Origin of the sequence: Nitratireductor indicus C115 (assembly GCF_000300515.1) — a bacterium.
Classification (GTDB): Bacteria; Pseudomonadota; Alphaproteobacteria; order Rhizobiales; family Rhizobiaceae; genus Nitratireductor; species Nitratireductor indicus.
Genome location: NZ_AMSI01000001.1, coordinates 468,436 through 485,700, shown reverse-complemented (window position 1 = coordinate 485,700; position 17,265 = coordinate 468,436). Strand labels below are relative to the sequence as shown.

Genomic DNA, 17,265 nt, shown 5'->3' with positions numbered 1-17,265 from the left:
GATTCCGGGAGCCAAGAGCGCGTATGAAAAGCTGGATGAACCTGAGATCGCTGGAAATTTTCGTTACCTCGGTTGAAGAGGACAACATGTCCCGGGCCGCCGAGCGCCTCGGTCTGACACAGTCCGCCGTCTCGCAGGCAATCGCCAATCTGGAGAAATCGATCGGCGCCCAGCTGGTGGACCGCACGGTGCGGCCGGCGCGCCTGACATTGCTCGGCACCACCTTCTACAAGGGGGCCCTGGAGCTTCTGGGCCGCGCCCGGATCCTCGAGCAAAGTGTCGATCTCGACATGAACAAGCTGCTCCCGCTCCTGCGGATCGGCATGGTGGATTCCTTCGCAGCGACGGTTGGTCCGCATCTGGTCAAAGCCCTCGATACGATCGCCGCGCAATGGTCGGTCCTGTCTGGAATCAACGAAACCAGTGTTCGCGCCCTTCTCGAACGACGGGTGGACTTCGTGATCACCTCTGACAATTCGCACAACCTGTTCGAACTGACAGTTTTACCGATTTTCGAGGAGCCATTCTTTATCGTAGCCCCGCCTTCAAGCAGCCCGGAGCCGAAAACGGCAGAGCAGCTATGCGAGGAAATGCCACTTATTCGCTATTCGCGATCGTCCTTTTTCGGCAGACAGGTAGACGACTATCTACGCGAACACGCCTTGAGCCCCCAGCACCGCTATGAGCTCGATACATCAGATGCCGTTCTTGGAATGGTAGGCGCCGGCATCGGATGGACCATTGCAACACCGCTTGTTGTCCTGAAGAGCGTCCGCTCCGACACGGACCTGCGCATCTATCCGCTCAGCAAAGCACCGATGTCGCGCACGCTGTGGCTCATCGCACAACGAACAGAAAATGCAGAACTGAGCCAACGCATCGCCAAAGCGGCTCAGGAAGCTATCTTTACCGGCTTTCTTCCCAAGATTTCCGGCCTCGGCGGCCTGACTACAACAGAGGCCCTGCGGATCGGAGGGCTAAGCGTGAACCAGTTCAAGGCGCACATTTAACCCCAGTCCTTATCCTCATCCTGAACAAGTTAATCCAAACAAAATTCCCGCATGCCATTCCCCCCGGAAATCTGACCCGTTCACAACGGTCGAAATCACCCGGAAGAGATGCTGCTCAGACGCGTGAAGGGCCAGACGCATCAACCATCCCGTATTGCTGATCCTCTTTCGGCCTGTTCAGCCAAAAGCATCTCGACCAGCCCCGGAAATCGCTGCCGCAGATCGGCAAGGCGAAGTTGATTGGATCGTCCGTTGCCGTGATCGTGTTGACGGATAATACCTGCCTCACGCAGCACGCGAAAATGATGCGTCCGCGTGGCCTTGGTCACTGGTATATCAAACGCGGCGCATCTCAAGACGGTCTCGGGCGCTGCGGCAAGAGCCAGAGCAATACTCAACCGATGCGGATCGGCCAATGCCGCCAAAACCGTCGCAAGGTCGAGATCTTCCACGTTCGGTTCGGGGAGCAGGCTGTTCATAGCTAGACTTCACAAGGTATGATGATTATCATACCAAAGATTCTAGGTTATGGGGATTGATGTGACAATGGCAACCATACGCAATCGAGCCGTCTTGGTGTCCGAATTCGGCCCTCCCTCCGTTATGAAGATCGTGACGGAAGAACTGCCGCCCCCGGACGCAAACGAGGTGCAAGTCCGTCACACCGCGATAGGCTTCAACTTCATCGATATCTATCAACGCAAAGGCATTTATCCATTGCCTTTGCCGACCAGGCTGGGGTTTGAAGCAGCCGGCTTTGTGGAACGAATTGGAGCTGGGGTCCAGAATCTGCGCATCGGCGACCGGGTCGTTTATATGAATGCAGGGGTCGGGGCCTATTCAGACCGTCGCAACGTTGCGGAACACAAACTTGTTCGCGTACCGGATGCAATTGACGACGAAACAGCCGTGTCGTTGTTCTTCAAGGGAATGACGGCGCAATATCTCATCCGCCATACCCACGCGGTCCAACCCGACGAGCTTCTGCTCGTTCATTCGGCGGCGGGCGGTGTCGGCCAGATTCTGACGCGTTGGGCAACGGCATTGGGTGCGCGCGTTGTCGGCGCGACAGGAACAGCGAAGAAGCGACAGGCGGCACTCGATGCGGGCTGCATAGCCGTCGTTGACACCAGCGAGGATGGCTGGGCAGACGCCTTCCTCGAGGCAACAGGCGGTGAAAAAGCGCATGTCGTCTATGATGCGGTCGGCAAGGATACCGTGATGCACTCGCTCGATTGCGTCAGGCCCTTCGGCCTTCTTGTCGTCTACGGTGCCTCGTCGGGAAAAGCGCCTGCGATAGAGTTCGAGACATTGAATGCCAAAGGCTGTCTTTTTCTGACCCGGCCATCCGTGTTTCCGCACAACGCCGACCCGGCACGCTTCAGGGCGAACGCGGCAGATCTTTTCGATGCCGTGGAAAAGGGGCATGTTTCCGTCGAGATCGGTCAGCGCTTTGCCTTGGATGACATCGTGGAAGCCCACCGCGCGGCCGAAGAGCGCCGCGTCAGCGGCGCCATTGTTGTGATTCCTTAAAGGCGGGCCTGCTCGCTACAATGGATTACACAGCCGGTTCCGGGCCGAGCGAAACGGCGTTGTGGACAGCGTTCTATTCACCCCAGCTCTTCTGCGCGCGCTTCGCAAACGGTTTGATGCGATTGAGGCATCGTACGACTGACAGGCATTTCGGGCCGGGAAAGTTTCCACCGGATCAGAATGGCTGCGGATATCAGGAAGATCGCACCAAGAATGTAGGGGCCTGACCTGCCGAATTGCTCAATTCCCACTCCACCGGACACCACTCCCGCAGCAATTGCCAGCTGCATGACGGAGAACTGGAGGCAACCCGCATTCTCGGCATCGTCTTCGAGCTTGCGTGTCATCCATGTGGTCCACGCCGGCGGAATACAGCCGACGGAAAATCCCCAAAAGGCTATGAGCATCCCGATCTTCCAAATGCTGCCGGAAAACAGGACAAGGCCGATCGCCGATAACGAGACCACCAGCGACGATAGAGACAGGGTCGTTGTCAAGTCGTGTCGGATCATGAAGGAAGAGACGGATGTGCCGGCAAGGTTTGCAACGCCGAAGACGAACAGCATCGTTACTATTGCACTACTCTGGTGACCGAATTCGCCCTCCAGAAAGGGGCGCACATACGCGAAAAGCGAAAATTTTCCGGCGAAGACGAGAAACAGGGCAAGCATGGCAACCGGAATCCCCTCCCGCATCGGCAAGCGCAGGACACCCACGATGTTCGCGCGCCGATGCGCCGGCAACGGAGGCAGCACAACTGCCAGCAACAGCAGGAACATCGTGCCGAGACCGGCGATCAGGAAAAACGCAGAACGCCAGCCCCACAACGCGGCTAATGCGCTTGCGACCGGCACGGTTATTGTCATCGCGATCGGGATTGCACCGAACATCAGGGAAAGCGCCAGAGGAACATGATGCGGCCTGGCGAGCCGCAGGATGATAGACGCTGACGTTGCCCAGAAGACCCCCAAGGCCAAGCCGAACAATGCCCGGCCCGTCAGCATCGCATAGTAATTCGGAGCGAGCGCCACCGACACGGCACCCAGAACCGCCATGAGGATGCAGATCATCACCACAAGACGACGGTCGAGCATCCCCGTAAAGGTGGAGGCAAACAGGCTTCCAAGAACCGCAAAGAATGCGGTGACTGAAATCGCTTGTCCGGCAACCCCCTCCGATACGTTCAGTCCCTCGGCTATCGGGCTGAGCAGGCTCGCCGGCAGAAGCTCCGAGGTAACGAAACATGAAGCGCCAAGTGCCAGGACAATGATGGCCGGCCAGGCACTGCGGCTGACCGCATGCCTTCCAGAATCCGGCTCACCGGGAAATGCCACGGACGCTCCGTTACGGCTGAAATCTTCGCACAATCGGCATTTCCTCAAGGTTCTTCGTTTTCCGGCACAGGTGTGGACACCGAGACTTTTCGTCTGAGTGCGGCATGCGCAGGGCGTCGCGGATTGACGGCAATTGGAGAAGTGCAAACCAGCCCCTGGGCAAGGCCTGACCGCTGGCCCACCGCAACGGACAGAATGCAGACTCCAGACGCTCGAAATCTCCGTGATTTTCGTCAGCGACGGCCGACGCTTCCAAGCCGCGTTTACCCGGTTGTTGCAATAGTTCCCGAGACGCGCTCCCGAAAATTCCACTCACGCGCGGGCACCGCATCGATGAGATAGCGCGTGTACTCATCCCTCGGATGCGTGAGGATGTCGGCAGCACTGCCCGCCTCGACAACCCGGCCGTTGCGCATGACGATCACATTGTCGCACAACTGCGCTGCCACCCTCAGATCGTGGGTGATGAACAGGATGGCCACCCCAAGCCTGTCCCGCAGATCGAGCAGCAGCTTGATTACCTGTTCCTGCACGGAGACGTCCAATGCCGAAACGGCCTCGTCACAGATGAGGACCGATGGCTCCAGGGCCAGTGCTCTGGCGATGCAAATACGCTGTCTTTGACCACCCGAAAGCTGATGCGGATACCGATCCAGCATGGCTGGCTGCAACCCTACGGCCTGAACCAGTTCGTTGCAGCGCCTTTCGATTTCCGCAGGAGCGAAATCGAAATTCACCATGCCTTCGGCAATGATGTCGCGCAGCTTCAGACGAGAGTTCATCGACCGATACGGGTCCTGAAAAACGATCTGAACATGCTTGCGGCTACGGCGCTTTTCCGCCGATGAAAGTTCCTCGACGCTCGCACCCTTCAGCCGGACGACACCCGCACTTGCGGGCACAAGCCGGGCGATGCAGCGCGCAAGCGTTGTCTTTCCCGAGCCGCTCTCACCGACGACGCCGAGTATCTCTCCTTCGCGTAGAAGCAGGTCTGTAGGATGTAGCGCATCGAAATGGCGCTTCCTCGGAAAACTGCCCATGACATACCGCTTCGCCATGCCCTCCACCTCCAGAACGCCCTCGCCTGTCAGTTGACGGCTGGGCACCGGAACGAGGCTGGGAACGGCACAAATCAATCGGCGCGTATAATCGGCAGTGGGAGAGGTCAGGATATCCGAGCTCTTGCCTTGCTCGACGACCCGCCCCTTGTTCATCACAAGAATCCGGTCGGCGATGTCATGCACCACTCCGAAATCGTGGGTGATAAACAGCACCGCCGTTCCCATCTCTTGCTGCAGCTCGGAAATGAGCCGCAGAATCTGGGCTTGGGTGGTCACATCAAGAGCCGTGGTCGGCTCATCCGCAATCAGCAGACGCGGACGCAGGATCAGCGCCATGGCGATGACGACACGCTGGCGCTGCCCGCCTGAAAGTTCATGAGGGTAAGCATTGAAGACCCGCTCGGGATCGGGAAGCTTCACCATTTGAAACATTTCCAGGACACGAGCGCGCCGACCAGCGTGATCGCCCTCCCGATGAATTTCCAGAACCTCCATGACCTGCTTGCCGATCCGCTCCACCGGATTGAGCGCGGTCATCGGCTCCTGGAAAATCATGGACATACGGGCCGCCCTGAGACGCCGTAGCTCCTGAGAACTGGCTTTCAGCAAATCCACGCCTTCGAGCCGGATGGAGCCGGCTGTGGGTCGCAATGCAGCCGGGTCCAGAAGCTGCATGACCGCGAAGCTTGTCACCGACTTGCCCGAACCGCTCTCACCGACGATACAAAGCGTTTCACCGGCGTGCACGTTGAAGCTGATGTCGGAAACGATCTCGCGCCCCGAATGCAGCGACACGGTCAGGCCGTCGACCTGAAGGACGATTTCTCGCTGATTGGCTTCATTCGTCATCATCATGCTCGCTTAATCAATTTGGGATCGAAACGGTCCCGTAGCCCATCGCCAAGCAGATTGATCGCAAGGACTGTCAGCGACAGAAACAGGCCGGGGAAGAAAACGAGGCCGGGCAGAAGCTGGAAGAACCTGCGCCCCTCCGCCATGATGTTTCCCCAGGTGGGAATTTCAGGTGGAAGACCCACTCCAAGGAAGCTCAGGGCTGATTCCGTGAGGATCGCCGATGCCACGATGAAGCTGCCCTGGACGATCAGCGGTGCCAGTGTATTGGGCAGCATGTGGCGCAAGAGGATACGCCAGGTCGGAGTTGCGAGTGAAACCGCCGCCTCGACATAAGGCTCGCTTCGCAGGGACAAGACGACCGAGCGCACAAGACGCGCAACACGGGGAACTTCCGGCACTACGATCGCCGTAACGACAGTGATGAAATTGGCTCCCATGATGGCAACGAGGGCAACCGCCAAGATGATGGCGGGTATTGCCATAATGCCATCCATGACACGCATTATGACACCATCCAGAGACCGGAAATATCCACTAACAAGACCGATCAGAAGGCCAACCACGAGAGCGACCAGGGCCACCAAAAGCCCTACCAAGAGCGAGGCACGGGTGCCGTAGAGAACACGGGCAAGCACATCGCGTCCGAGAAGGTCGGTTCCGAAGAGCGCCTCCGCGGAAGGCGGTTTCAGCTTCATGCCGGGGTTGATGAAATCCGGATCTGCCGAGGTCAGCAACGGCGCCAAAAGCCCAGCAAGCATCACCAGGGCCAGAACCGTTATTGCGAATATGTTGTCATGCAAGAACAGCGCAATGCGTCGCATCCGGATAGCGCGCAGCTCATTGCTTTCAACGCTGGGTGAATGAGGAAGTGTATTCATTGGGTTCCCCCGTCGCATCTCAGTAACGGATGCGTGGATCGAAAACCGAATAGAGAATATCGGTGAGGAGATTGATGCCGATATAGACCAGCGACAGGAGCAGGATCAGCCCCTGGATCAAAGGGTAATCGCGAGCAAGAACGGATTCCACGACCAGGCGTCCCATGCCCGGTAGATTGAAAACGCTTTCCGTGACAACGACCCCGCCGATCAGAAATGCCGCGGCAGAACCCGCCACCGTCAAAATGGGCACCGCGGCATTGCGCAGTGCGTGTCGCAACAGGACACGCCTTTCCGAAGCTCCCTTGGCTCTGGCTGTTCTGATGAAATCCTCTCCCAGCATCTCAAGCAGGCTCGACCGCGTGATGCGGGAGACGAGAGCCACATAAGCCAGAGACAGCGTGAACGCTGGCAACGTAACCGTTCGCAGGAAACGCAACGGGTTTTCGCTGATCGGTGTGAACCCCTGCACCGGGAACCAACCCGCTTTCACCGAAAAAAGGAAGATCAGCACATAGCCGACGACAAAGACCGGCGTGGAGAACCCAAGAACAGCAATGCTCATCAGCGACTTGTCCAGCCACCGGCCTCGCGCCCAGGCCGCAAAGATCCCCATCGGAATTGCAAGTATCAGCGACAGGAGGATCGTCACGGTCGCCAGGGAGAGCGTCGGCCCGACGCGCGCACCGATCATCTCCGAAACTTTCTTTCCCGAATGAAGAGAGGTGCCCAGATCTCCCGAGGCGACCTTTCCGATCCATTTAGCAAACTGCACGGGCAAGGGTTGATCCAGGCCCATGTCCTTTCGCATCTTTTCCAACTGCTCGGTACTGGCCGATTCACCCGCGATGATCACCGCAGGGTCCCCCGGAGCCAAGTACAGCAAGCTGAAAACCAGAAGGGCGACCACCCCCATGACAGGAATGGTCGCAACGATTCTCCTAAGGATGTAGAAGATCATTTTTCTGCCGACTTGGTCACGTTCCAGAAGACGGTCGGCCCGTTCGGAATGAGGCCGTCGACCTTATTGGTCCATGCATTCAGGCGGCTGCTTTGTCCGAGCGGAGCGTAGATGCCCTCCTCGTAGACGATCTTCTGAATTTCAGCAGCGATTTCCTTTCGCTTGGCGACATCGGGTTCAGCCAGAAATGCCTGGATATTCTGATCGATGGCAGGAACGTCTCCCCAACCGGCATAGCCCTTCGTGCCTTCCGAAACGATCATGTACGAACGGACAGGATCGGAAACCTCCGGCACCTGCCAGGAGGTGATGAAAATGCTCCAGCCCCCCTTGTCGACGGCCTCCTGCGATGCTCTCCGGGACAACATCGTCATGAAGTCCATGGCCTGCATTTCGACATTGAATCCGGCAGCTCGCAGCTGCTGCGCCATGACGGGACCGACAGCGGCCATGGCCGGGTTATCCGTGACATGAAGCAGGAGAACAGTCTCGCCATTGTACCCGGCTTCCGCCAGCAAGGCCTTTGCCTTTTCAGGCTGGGCCTCAATCGCGATATCCGCCATCACATCGGATTCATACGTGGTTCCGCACCCGAAGATCGCACCGCAGGCCTGATAATTGTCAGCGTCGCCGAACTGAGCCTGGAGTATCTCTTTCTGACCGACCGCATACAGTGCGGCCTGCCGGACCAACTTATTGTCGAAGGGCGGATGGAGGAAGTTCAACCGATAGCCGTATTGATAGCCCGCCTTGTCCAGATGCGCGGTTGTGATCTCTTCATTGCCCTCCACGAGGGGGGCAAGGTCGAGAGGGACATTCTGCATGAAGTCGACTTCGCCTTCAGTGAGCGAATTGACGGCAGTCAGCGGATCGGCGATTTCAATACGCTCGATGCGCTCGACTTTCGCAACCTTTCCGCCAGCCATACCGCTCGGCTCCTCGCTGCGCGGCTTGTAGTCCTCATTCTTCACATAAATGCTCTTCACGCCCGGAGAATATTCATCTTCAACGAACTTGAAGGGGCCTGAGCCAACGTAATTGGTGATGGCCTCCGTGATCGGCGTTGCCGCAGCCGCTTCCGGCATAATGAACAAGGGAACACCACTTGGCTTCGCAAAAGCGTCGATCACCACACCCAGGGGCGTGTTCAGTTTAAGAACGAAGGTGCTGTCGTCTTCCGCCTCAAGGCTGTCTGTCGCTTTCATGATAGCGAGCCCCATTCGATCGCGCTGTCCCCAGCGTTTGATCGATGCGACCGCATCTTTCGCCGTTACTGGAGCGCCGTCATGGAAGGCCAACCCTTCGCGCAGTTTGAAACGATATGTCTTGCCGTCTTCTGAGACCGAATATTCGTCGATCATCTGCGGCTGTGCCTGCCCCTGTGCATCCTCCGCGAACAACGTATCGTAGATGAGATAACCGTGCTCGCGGGTTTGATGGGATGCGGAAAGAATCGGATCGAGATTGCCGAGCCGGCTTTCCATTACGATCTTGAGTGTCTCGGCACAGGCAGGCCCGCTCAGGACAGCCGCCATCAAAGCCAATGCAAGGCTGCGGTGTTTCATGGAAATTCCCCTTTTTGATTTATGTTTGTTATGAGAGCCGCCCCAAACGGGACGGCTCAGTGTCGAAACGCTTACTGCGCGCGAAACTCGGGATAACTGGACGGGGAAAGCTGCTCGATATTGCGCTTGCCCCAGTCAGTTACATGCATGTGCTCCCACATATGCTGGGCTCCGAGCTGAAGATCCGTGGACAGCTTGTCCAGGTCGACGCCCGGGATAACCCGGTTCTCCATCACCATCCGCCCGTCGATCATCGTGGAGTGCAGATCTTCCGGCGTTGCCGAATAGACGATGTTGCGGATCGGATCGCGAAGCGGTGTCATGAACAGCCCCTGCCCCTCCCAGAAAAGCATGTCTGCCTTTGCGCCCTTGGCGATACGTCCGAGATCGTCCCGGCCCAGCGACTTCGCGCCTGCAAGCGTTGCGGAATTGAAGACATCCGCCGCCGTGGCCACCTCGGTCCGGCGATCCTGGATTTTGCTTATCACCGCAGTCCAGCGAAGCGCCTCGATCATGCTTTGAGGACAGGTGTCTGTGCCGAGAACCATATTGATTCCCTTTTCCAGATAGCGAGCGTAGCTCTCCATCGCGATACCGCGCCGCGCAAATACCCAGACGTTGTGCGCCACGTTCGTGCCGGTGTCCGACAGAATCTCCAGGTCGTTTCCGTGGTAGTTCACCCAGCTCGATCCCGCCGGCATGATGACGTGCCCCAACAACACGTTATCGCCGAGGAAACCCAGCTCATGCAGCCATTCCACCGGAGAACATCCGTTGCGGCGGACCATCTCCTGGAACTCGGGAACTGACTGGGAGACGTGCAACGCGACCGGTACCTTCATCTCCCGCCCGATCTCTGCCGTGCGCTTCAGAAGGGCGGCCGAGCAGGTATCCACCTGCGCAGGGGTCAGGAATCCCTTGAGCAACCCATTGCCGCGTCCCTCGAGCCGCTCGATGAAGTCGACCGCATGGTCCATGCGCTCACGGCCATCATCCTCCCACCACTCATATTTCACGCTGCGCCCGTCATCGGTATACCAGCGGCCGGATCGATACATCTCTCCGATATAGGCCCGCAGCCCCACCTTCTCACACTGCTCTGCAACGTAATCGCCATGGCTTCCCATTTCGACGACAGTTGTGGTGCCGGTGCGGATCATCTCCGGCACTGACATCGCAATCGAAGCCCTGCGCGCCTGATCGGTGATTGCGCCATCGCGCGCGGTCAGAAACTCGAACAAGCCCGAAAGATAGAAATTGCGAGGCCCCCGATCTTCCACGAACGAACGGTCGAGCGGCGATTCACTCATGTGAACATGGGTGTTTATGAAGCCCGGCGTGACGATCTTGTCAGACGCGTCGATCACCTCGTCCGCCTCACCGTCAAACGTTTTACCCACATATGCGATGCGATCATCCTCGACCACGATTACTCCATCGCGAAGATGGGCATGGGTTCCGTTTTGATACGCGATGATATGGCCTGCGCGGATTAGCTTCACCACCATAATGGGTCTCTCCTCGTGACTTTCGATCAAGCTAAAATGAACAACGCATGCGATCAACATTTTTTCAAAAGAGAATCGATGACAATGAAGCAAAACCACCGCTAGAAAAACACCGACCCCGCCTCCTTGGAAGACGAGATGAGCCGTCCGATATCTACCGATATCTGGCGAAATACAGCTATTATTTTCAAGACTTTATGGATATCCCGCGCAAGCACACCCACATTTCCAGACGCAAAGCCCCACAACCACAGAGAGATTCTCCATGATCTAAAACGGAATAATGCGCTCGAAATTCAGAATTTTTGATTGCACATCACCCGATACGAATATCGGGCAGCAGCAAATTCAACGACGCGGAATCCCAAGGCTCAGGCGCTCAGAAATTCCTGCCAGCGGTGGGTGAGATAGGTGTGCTCATCCATGAAAGCGTTCCAGACACGTACGCCAGCCATGCGCTCGTAATACGAGCCACCATCCCTGACATCGCCTTCGCGGATTGTCGGCTGCGCATCGCCGTCAAGAAGCGTTTGCGACGCCGGCTTTCCGCCGTACCAATAGTCCCACTCATCAATGCTCAGATACCCACGCGCCGTTTCCGGCAGGATCGAATAGTATCCCTGCCGCGAAACCGCCGCACCGGGAAAGCCCGACAACCACCAGTCCAGATATGCATAAGCAGCGTCCAGCCGCTCCCCCTTCGTATCCCTAGAGATACAAAGGTCCGTATGCCATCCGCGCCCACCTTCTATAGCGCTGGCGATCCGCAAAGGAATCCCTTCGCGGCGCAGACGCTGAACCGTTGGCCCGAACATGCTCTGGATAAGAACCCCGCCACGTCGCGCCAGCCGCACGGATTCATCGGAATTGGACCAGAACCCTTTGAAATGGCCCTTCTTCTTGCGCAGGATCAACCCGTCCACGACCATATCGATCTCGTCGATGCTGAGATTGGCCACATTATTGTAGCGCAACCCCTCCGCCGCTTCGGTCGCCAGCGCGGCTTCGATCATGCCCAGAACGGGATCTGCAAGCAGCGCAACCCGGCCTCTCAGCCGGGAATCCAGCAGCCAACCCCAGCTTTCCGGCTCGTCGTCGCCGATCTTTTCCCGCAGCGCCGGATTGTAGCCGAAGCAATCCACCCCCTGCGCGACCGGCATGATTGCAACATGGGAACTGTGGGCAGAACCAAGTCTCCCATCGGGCTGTACGAATATGCCGGCGAACGGATAATTGCCCAACGGCCTGCGCGCCCGTGCCAAAACGGCATTGCCGTTGCCGAGGCGGGACAACTCGATCGGCTGTATGGCACGCGCAGTCCACATGAGATCGACCGTATGCCACTGATGGTATACATCGTAGCTCTCGGGCTGCTGCACCACCCTGCGCAAGCTTTCCAGGCTATCGATCGTTTCGAACACAATCGGAAACGGGAGTTCCACCCGCGCACGGTCTATGATCGGCTGCCCGATCATCTCGCTTCGAATAATCACACGCAGGGCCGGTGTCTTGCCTGTACGCATCATCGCCCCCTCAATTCAATGGGCTAAGCCAGGGGGCAATCTGCGGCTCCCTGAAGAGCGACAGGACCTTCAGGCGCGCGCGTGTCCTTTGGTGGTCTTCATGCAGATGATACCGCAAGGACTCCCCGGCTCCTGTAAAATCTCCAATCAGCAAATGATCGATAACCAGAGAGTGTTCTGCGATCATATCGCGGTCATCGGGTGTGGTGACATGGCGTCGGAACAGCTCATTCACGATGTGATCCAATTGAAGCCGTATCAGGAGATCATGCAGCTTGCGGTTTTTCAACGTCGCAAGGCAAGTTACATGCAGCGCGGTTTCCAGTTCGGCGAGGCGAGGAATGGAAAGCGCCGGACCGTCGGCAGCCGCGTTGCGCAAGGCTGCCCTTATTGCAAGTAGCTCTTCGCGAGACATATCCGGCCCCGCCTGAACCAGTGCTGCGGGTTCCAGCAGAATACGAATTTCCTGGGCCTCGTCGAGCATTCTCACCGAAAGAGGACCAGCAGTCCAATGGGAGGTCCTGCTCTTGCGAACGATGCCTTCAGCATCGAGCCGCGCCAAGGCTTCATGCGCCACCGTACGGGAAACGCCGTAGGTCTCCGCCACCGCACTCTCGGAAATCTGGTAGGTGCCAAAGGGGATGACATTCAGAAGCTGCCCCTTCAACCGATCATGGACTTCACCCCAACGGGGCGCCAAAGGTGTACTGCTCTGATTTGTCATCATGGACAGATCGAGATCCAGCAGATGCAGATTCTCGCGCACTGCGGTTGCGCCTATATCGGGTCCACCAACCTGATATCCCTGCTTGGGCAAAGCGCTCAAAAGCCCTTCACTGGCCAGCATCTCTATTGCGCGTTTGGCTGGGGGGCGGCTGATACCGAGACGATCGGCCACGGCGGCCGTATAAAGACGGGTACCGGCCGGCAATCTTCCGGTTTCGATATTCCTAGCAAGGACATCCCGCACCAGCTGATAATATGTCTTGGTTCGCATTGTGACCTTACACCGATAAACGGAAAACTCGATAATTCCTGCAAGCCCGGATCGCCCCCATGATTGCAGCGCTCAGGTTCCCACCGTTATTAGAGTACCTGAAAGAGAATGGAAAATCGGTACGCCAGGTTCACGCGAATCGATGTCCGCCCGCTATCCTCCTCAGTTTCGTGAAATCCGGGATACGGTTTTCACCATCATCTGCGCTTAATACATTCCTCATTTCGCGGTCGCTTGCACCCCAAGAAGGAGGCAGGCTGACGGCGGATCATACCGTGCAGCGCACATCAGTTCGCGCCTCGATCATGACCGTCAAGCGTGCTTTGGCAGCCGTTCACGACAACCGGCCGGCAATCCGACTGTCTTCGCAGTGAAAAAATTCACCGAAATAAAATTTCCGTACGCCTTGCTTCCGACACGAATGCAACCCATATTTGCGAAATATCGATCTTGCCTGTCGAACTTTGTCTCTGCCGTCAGACGGTCTTTGCGATCTTCCTCTTTCAAAATCGATCAATGGCTCTGCTACGCCAAAAAACGTGGTGGAAATTTCTTGTGACCGACTTTTATGGAGATCGTCATGACTATTGGTACCGTAAAGTTCTTCAACCAGAGCAAGGGCTATGGTTTTATCGCCCCGGATGATGGCGGGAACGACGTTTTCGTTCATATTTCTGCCGTCGAGCGCGCTGGCATGCACAGCCTTACCGAGGGACAGAAGATCGGCTTTGACGTTGTCCAGGACAAACGCAGCGGCAAGAACGCTGCGGACAACCTTCAGGCTGTCTAAAGCTTTCATCCCGTCCCGTGACCACGGATGTACTGGCACGGAACGAAGATGACGACGAGAGGTCGGGCTCATGCCCGGCCTTTTTGTTTTCTTGCGCCTCCCGGGAGTTCATAGCGGCCACTATAGAAGAATAAGGCCGGACCTCGCATCTTTTCCCCAGCATTCGCAGGTCTCAGCAGCCAGTGTGCGCTTGGCGCCCGGTTCCCTGGACAAGAGAGCGGTATTGAACCGTCGTGACTGCGATCATCGCGTAGATGTCATTGACACTGCAGCCGCGCGACAGGTCGTTGCACGGCTTTGCCAAGCCTTGCAGAACCGGGCCTATCGCCGTCGCTCCACCGATCCTCTGCGCGATCTTGTAGCCTATGTTTCCTGCTTCGAGATTCGGGAAAATGAAGACATTCGCTTGCCCGCGCGTCAAGGAATTCGGAGCCTTCATGGTGTTCACCACGGGCTCGAAGGCCGTGTCGAACTGCATTTCGCCATCGATCAGCAATTGCGGCTCGGCCCGGCGCACGATCTGCGTCGCCCGCACCACCTTATCCACCCGTTCGTGAATGGCACTGCCCATCGTGGAGAACGACAGCATCGCCACCCGGGGATCAGCACCGATGAGCGCACGGCACGAACGCGCCGAGGACAAGGCGATCTGCGCCAGTTCTTCCGCATTCGGTTCCACGACCAACCCGCAATCGGCGAAGACAAGCGCGCCCTTTTCCCTGTGTTGCCGGGCTGTCAAAAGCATCAGGAAGAAACTGGAGACAATCGTCGCATCGGCTGCCCGCCCGACAATCTGAAGGGCCGTTCTTACGGTATGGGCCGTGGTCGCTACGGCTCCGCCGATCATGCCATCGGCTTCCCCCTCGCGTACGAGCATGGCGGCAAATCCCAATGGGTCGGCTATCGCCGCCTGTGCATCAGCTTCGCTCGCGCCTTTCATTCGCCGCAGCTCGAGATAGCGGTCGATGAAACGTTTCGAGAGCCCCGAAGCTTTCGGGTCTTCTATTCGGAAACGTCCGGCATTTGCTCCAAGGTCCTTCAGACCGGCAGAAATCTTGCCAGCGTCGCCCACGAGGATGGGAGCCGAAAGGCCGTCGGCCTGCGCCCGCACGGCCGCTTCAAGAACGCGCCGGTCCTCTCCTTCCGCAAGCGCAATGCGCGCCGGATCGCGGCTGGCGCGTTCGACCAAGCGATCGAGCTCGTTCATACCCGTCCCCGCATCCACTCGAACCGGCACGCCTGAAGACCCGGCTTGTTGCAGTGATGAACGGTCTGCTGTGGCGAGAACATGGATAAACGGAGTTTGCACATTACGCATGATTCCAGCAGGGAGCGGAGGCCCGATTTGAGGCCTCCGCCGCACCCGGCCCGCCTAGAGCGCTTCATCGTTTCGCAGAAACGCTTTCACGCCCTATCTTCTTGTTTTTCTGCATTTATGCGGGCGTCAGGTGATTCCACCGGACTGCAAAATGCTCTAAGCGGGGATCTGATCCCGCATATCGTTCGGATCGATGCCGGCGACGGGGACCGGCTTTTTCATCGCATCACGCCGGAAGGGCTCGCCAAGTTCCTGATTCAGGATCACCTCGATAAAGGTCGTAATACCCTTGGCCTGTTCCTCCACGGCCTTGTGCAGGGCCTCCGTTAGTTCCTGCGGCGTTTTTGCGACCACGCCTTTCAGACCGCATCCTTCAGCGACTTTCGCGTAGCTGAGTTTTGGATTGAGCTCGGTGCCGACGAAATTATTGTCGTACCAGAGCGTGGTGTTCCGCTTCTCCGCCCCCCACTGATAGTTGCGGAAGATCACCATGGTGATAGCCGGCCAATCCTCACGCCCGATCGACCCCATCTCGTTCATGGATATTCCAAAAGCCCCATCGCCGGCGAACCCGATCACCGGCTTGTCGGGACAGCCGATCTTGGCGCCGATGATCGAGGGGAATGCATAGCCGCAGGGACCGAACATGCCTGGCGCGAGGTAGCTGCGCGATGTGTCGAACGACGGATAGGCGTTCCCGATGGCACAGTTGTTGCCGATATCGGTGGAGATGATGACATCATCGGGCAGTGCCGCCTGGATGGCCCGCCATGCCTGGCGCGGCGACATGCGGTCCGCGTCCCTCCTGCGCGCTTCCTCGTTCCACACCGTGCCAGGATCGTCTTCCTCATGATCGAGGGACGACAGCATCTGAAGCCAGGCGGATTTCGTCCGATGGATCAGGTTCTTCCGCTCCTCGCGGCCGGCGTCACCGGCATGGGACGCCAATTGGGAGAGTAGTTGTTGCGCAACGTGCCGGGCATCGCCGCAGATGCCCACGGTGACCTTCTTGGTCAGGCCAATGCGGTCGGCATTGATATCGACCTGAATGATCTTCGCATCCTTCGGCCAGTAGTCGATGCCGTATCCCGGCAGGGTGGAGAAGGGATTGAGACGCGTTCCCAGCGCCAGAACCACATCCGCCTTGGCGATCAGTTCCATTGCCGCTTTGGAGCCATTGTACCCCAATGGTCCAACGGACAGCGGATGACTGCCCGGGAAGGCGTCGTTGTGCTGATATCCGCAGCACACGGGCGCATCCAGCCTTTCGGCAAGCATCCGGGAATCCTCGATGGCGTTGCCGATCACGACCCCTGCACCATTCAGAATGACTGGAAACTTCGCGTCCGAGAGAAGGCGGGCAGCTTCAGAAATAGCCCTGGCGCCACCGGAAGGGCGCTCCAGCCGCACGATCTGCGGCAGTTCGATGTCGATCACCTGCGTCCAGAAATCGCGCGGAACGTTGATCTGCGCCGGCGCGCAACCGCGCCACGCCTTCTCGATGACGCGGTTCAACACTTCGGCCACCCGGGAGGCATCGCGCACCTCTTCCTGGTAGCAGACCATTTCCTCGAACATCGCCATCTGGTCGACTTCCTGAAAGCCGCCCTGCCCAATCGTCTTGTTGGCAGCCTGAGGCGTTACGAGAAGCATAGGCGTATGATTCCAGTAAGCCGTCTTGACGGCCGTCACGAAGCCGGTAACGCCCGGCCCGTTCTGAGCGATTGCCATGGCCATCTGGCCCGTGGCGCGGCTATAGCCATCGCAGATCAGCGCCGCGTTCGTTTCGTGCGCGCAATCCCAGAACGTAATGCCTGCCTTGGGAAACAGATCGGAAACCGGCATCATCGCAGAACCGATGATGCCGAAAGCCTGCCGGATTCCATGCATTTGCAGGACTTTGACGAATGCCTCTTCAGTGTTCATTTTCAT

14 protein-coding genes are annotated in these 17,265 nt (G+C 57.8%); 3 read left to right on the top strand and 11 right to left on the bottom strand.

The genetic code is table 11. The annotated features are described in order from the left end of the window. The first annotated feature begins 35 nt into the window (after positions 1–35). Complete coding sequence (locus NA8A_RS02330) at positions 36–1,010, top strand: LysR family transcriptional regulator (protein ID WP_040671514.1); 975 nt, start codon at positions 36–38, stop codon at positions 1,008–1,010. 140 nt (positions 1,011–1,150) lie between these two features. Here the strand turns inward: NA8A_RS02330 and NA8A_RS02325 are convergent, their stop codons facing one another. Next, the gene (locus tag NA8A_RS02325) at positions 1,151–1,489 is read right to left on the bottom strand and encodes an ArsR/SmtB family transcription factor (protein WP_009755781.1); all 339 of its coding nucleotides are present in this window, start codon (positions 1,487–1,489) and stop codon (positions 1,151–1,153) included. Positions 1,490–1,556: 67 nt separating this feature from the next. Between NA8A_RS02325 and NA8A_RS02320 the strand changes: the two genes are divergently transcribed. After that, positions 1,557–2,543 carry a quinone oxidoreductase family protein gene (locus NA8A_RS02320; protein ID WP_040671634.1) on the top strand — a complete coding sequence of 329 codons (987 nt, stop codon included), beginning with the start codon at positions 1,557–1,559 and terminating at the stop codon, positions 2,541–2,543. Between the two features lie 77 nt (positions 2,544–2,620). Here the strand turns inward: NA8A_RS02320 and NA8A_RS02315 are convergent, their stop codons facing one another. The 8 genes from NA8A_RS02315 to NA8A_RS02280 all read right to left on the bottom strand — a co-directional run bounded on the left by NA8A_RS02315 (position 2,621) and on the right by NA8A_RS02280 (position 13,225). After that, on the bottom strand, positions 2,621–3,877 hold the full coding sequence (locus tag NA8A_RS02315; protein WP_157174127.1) for an MFS transporter: 1,257 nt from the start codon (positions 3,875–3,877) through the stop codon (positions 2,621–2,623). Between the two features lie 263 nt (positions 3,878–4,140). After that, entirely contained in the window at positions 4,141–5,793 is a 1,653-nt protein-coding gene (locus tag NA8A_RS02310; protein ID WP_009755778.1) for a dipeptide ABC transporter ATP-binding protein, read from the bottom strand. Then, positions 5,790–6,671, bottom strand: coding sequence for an ABC transporter permease (locus NA8A_RS02305; RefSeq protein ID WP_009755777.1), 882 nt, complete (start codon positions 6,669–6,671; stop codon positions 5,790–5,792). Before NA8A_RS02305 ends, NA8A_RS02310 begins: the two co-directional genes overlap by 4 nt. A 19-nt stretch (positions 6,672–6,690) precedes the next feature. Next, positions 6,691–7,632, bottom strand: coding sequence for an ABC transporter permease (locus NA8A_RS02300; protein WP_009755776.1), 942 nt, complete (start codon positions 7,630–7,632; stop codon positions 6,691–6,693). Next, positions 7,629–9,197 (bottom strand): ABC transporter substrate-binding protein, encoded by a 1,569-nt coding sequence (locus tag NA8A_RS02295; protein ID WP_009755775.1) that lies wholly within the window; start codon positions 9,195–9,197, stop codon positions 7,629–7,631. The genes NA8A_RS02300 and NA8A_RS02295 overlap by 4 nt, the downstream gene beginning before the upstream one ends. A 71-nt stretch (positions 9,198–9,268) precedes the next feature. Continuing rightward, on the bottom strand, positions 9,269–10,705 hold the full coding sequence (locus NA8A_RS02290; RefSeq protein ID WP_009755774.1) for an amidohydrolase family protein: 1,437 nt from the start codon (positions 10,703–10,705) through the stop codon (positions 9,269–9,271). Positions 10,706–11,076: 371 nt separating this feature from the next. After that, a complete protein-coding gene (locus NA8A_RS02285) occupies positions 11,077–12,231 on the bottom strand; it encodes an ABC transporter substrate-binding protein (RefSeq protein ID WP_009755773.1) in 1,155 nt (384 codons plus the stop codon). Positions 12,232–12,238: 7 nt separating this feature from the next. Further along, a complete protein-coding gene (locus NA8A_RS02280; protein ID WP_009755772.1) occupies positions 12,239–13,225 on the bottom strand; it encodes a GntR family transcriptional regulator in 987 nt (328 codons plus the stop codon). Between the two features lie 580 nt (positions 13,226–13,805). Between NA8A_RS02280 and NA8A_RS02275 the strand changes: the two genes are divergently transcribed. Next, positions 13,806–14,015 carry a cold-shock protein gene (locus NA8A_RS02275; protein ID WP_009755771.1) on the top strand — a complete coding sequence of 70 codons (210 nt, stop codon included), beginning with the start codon at positions 13,806–13,808 and terminating at the stop codon, positions 14,013–14,015. A 172-nt stretch (positions 14,016–14,187) separates the two neighbouring features. Here the strand turns inward: NA8A_RS02275 and pta are convergent, their stop codons facing one another. Both pta and xsc read right to left on the bottom strand, forming a co-directional pair. Further along, complete coding sequence (pta, locus tag NA8A_RS02270; RefSeq protein ID WP_009755770.1) at positions 14,188–15,222, bottom strand: phosphate acetyltransferase; 1,035 nt, start codon at positions 15,220–15,222, stop codon at positions 14,188–14,190. Between the two features lie 267 nt (positions 15,223–15,489). Then, positions 15,490–17,265, bottom strand: a complete 1,776-nt coding sequence (xsc, locus tag NA8A_RS02265; protein WP_009755769.1) for a sulfoacetaldehyde acetyltransferase — start codon at positions 17,263–17,265, stop codon at positions 15,490–15,492.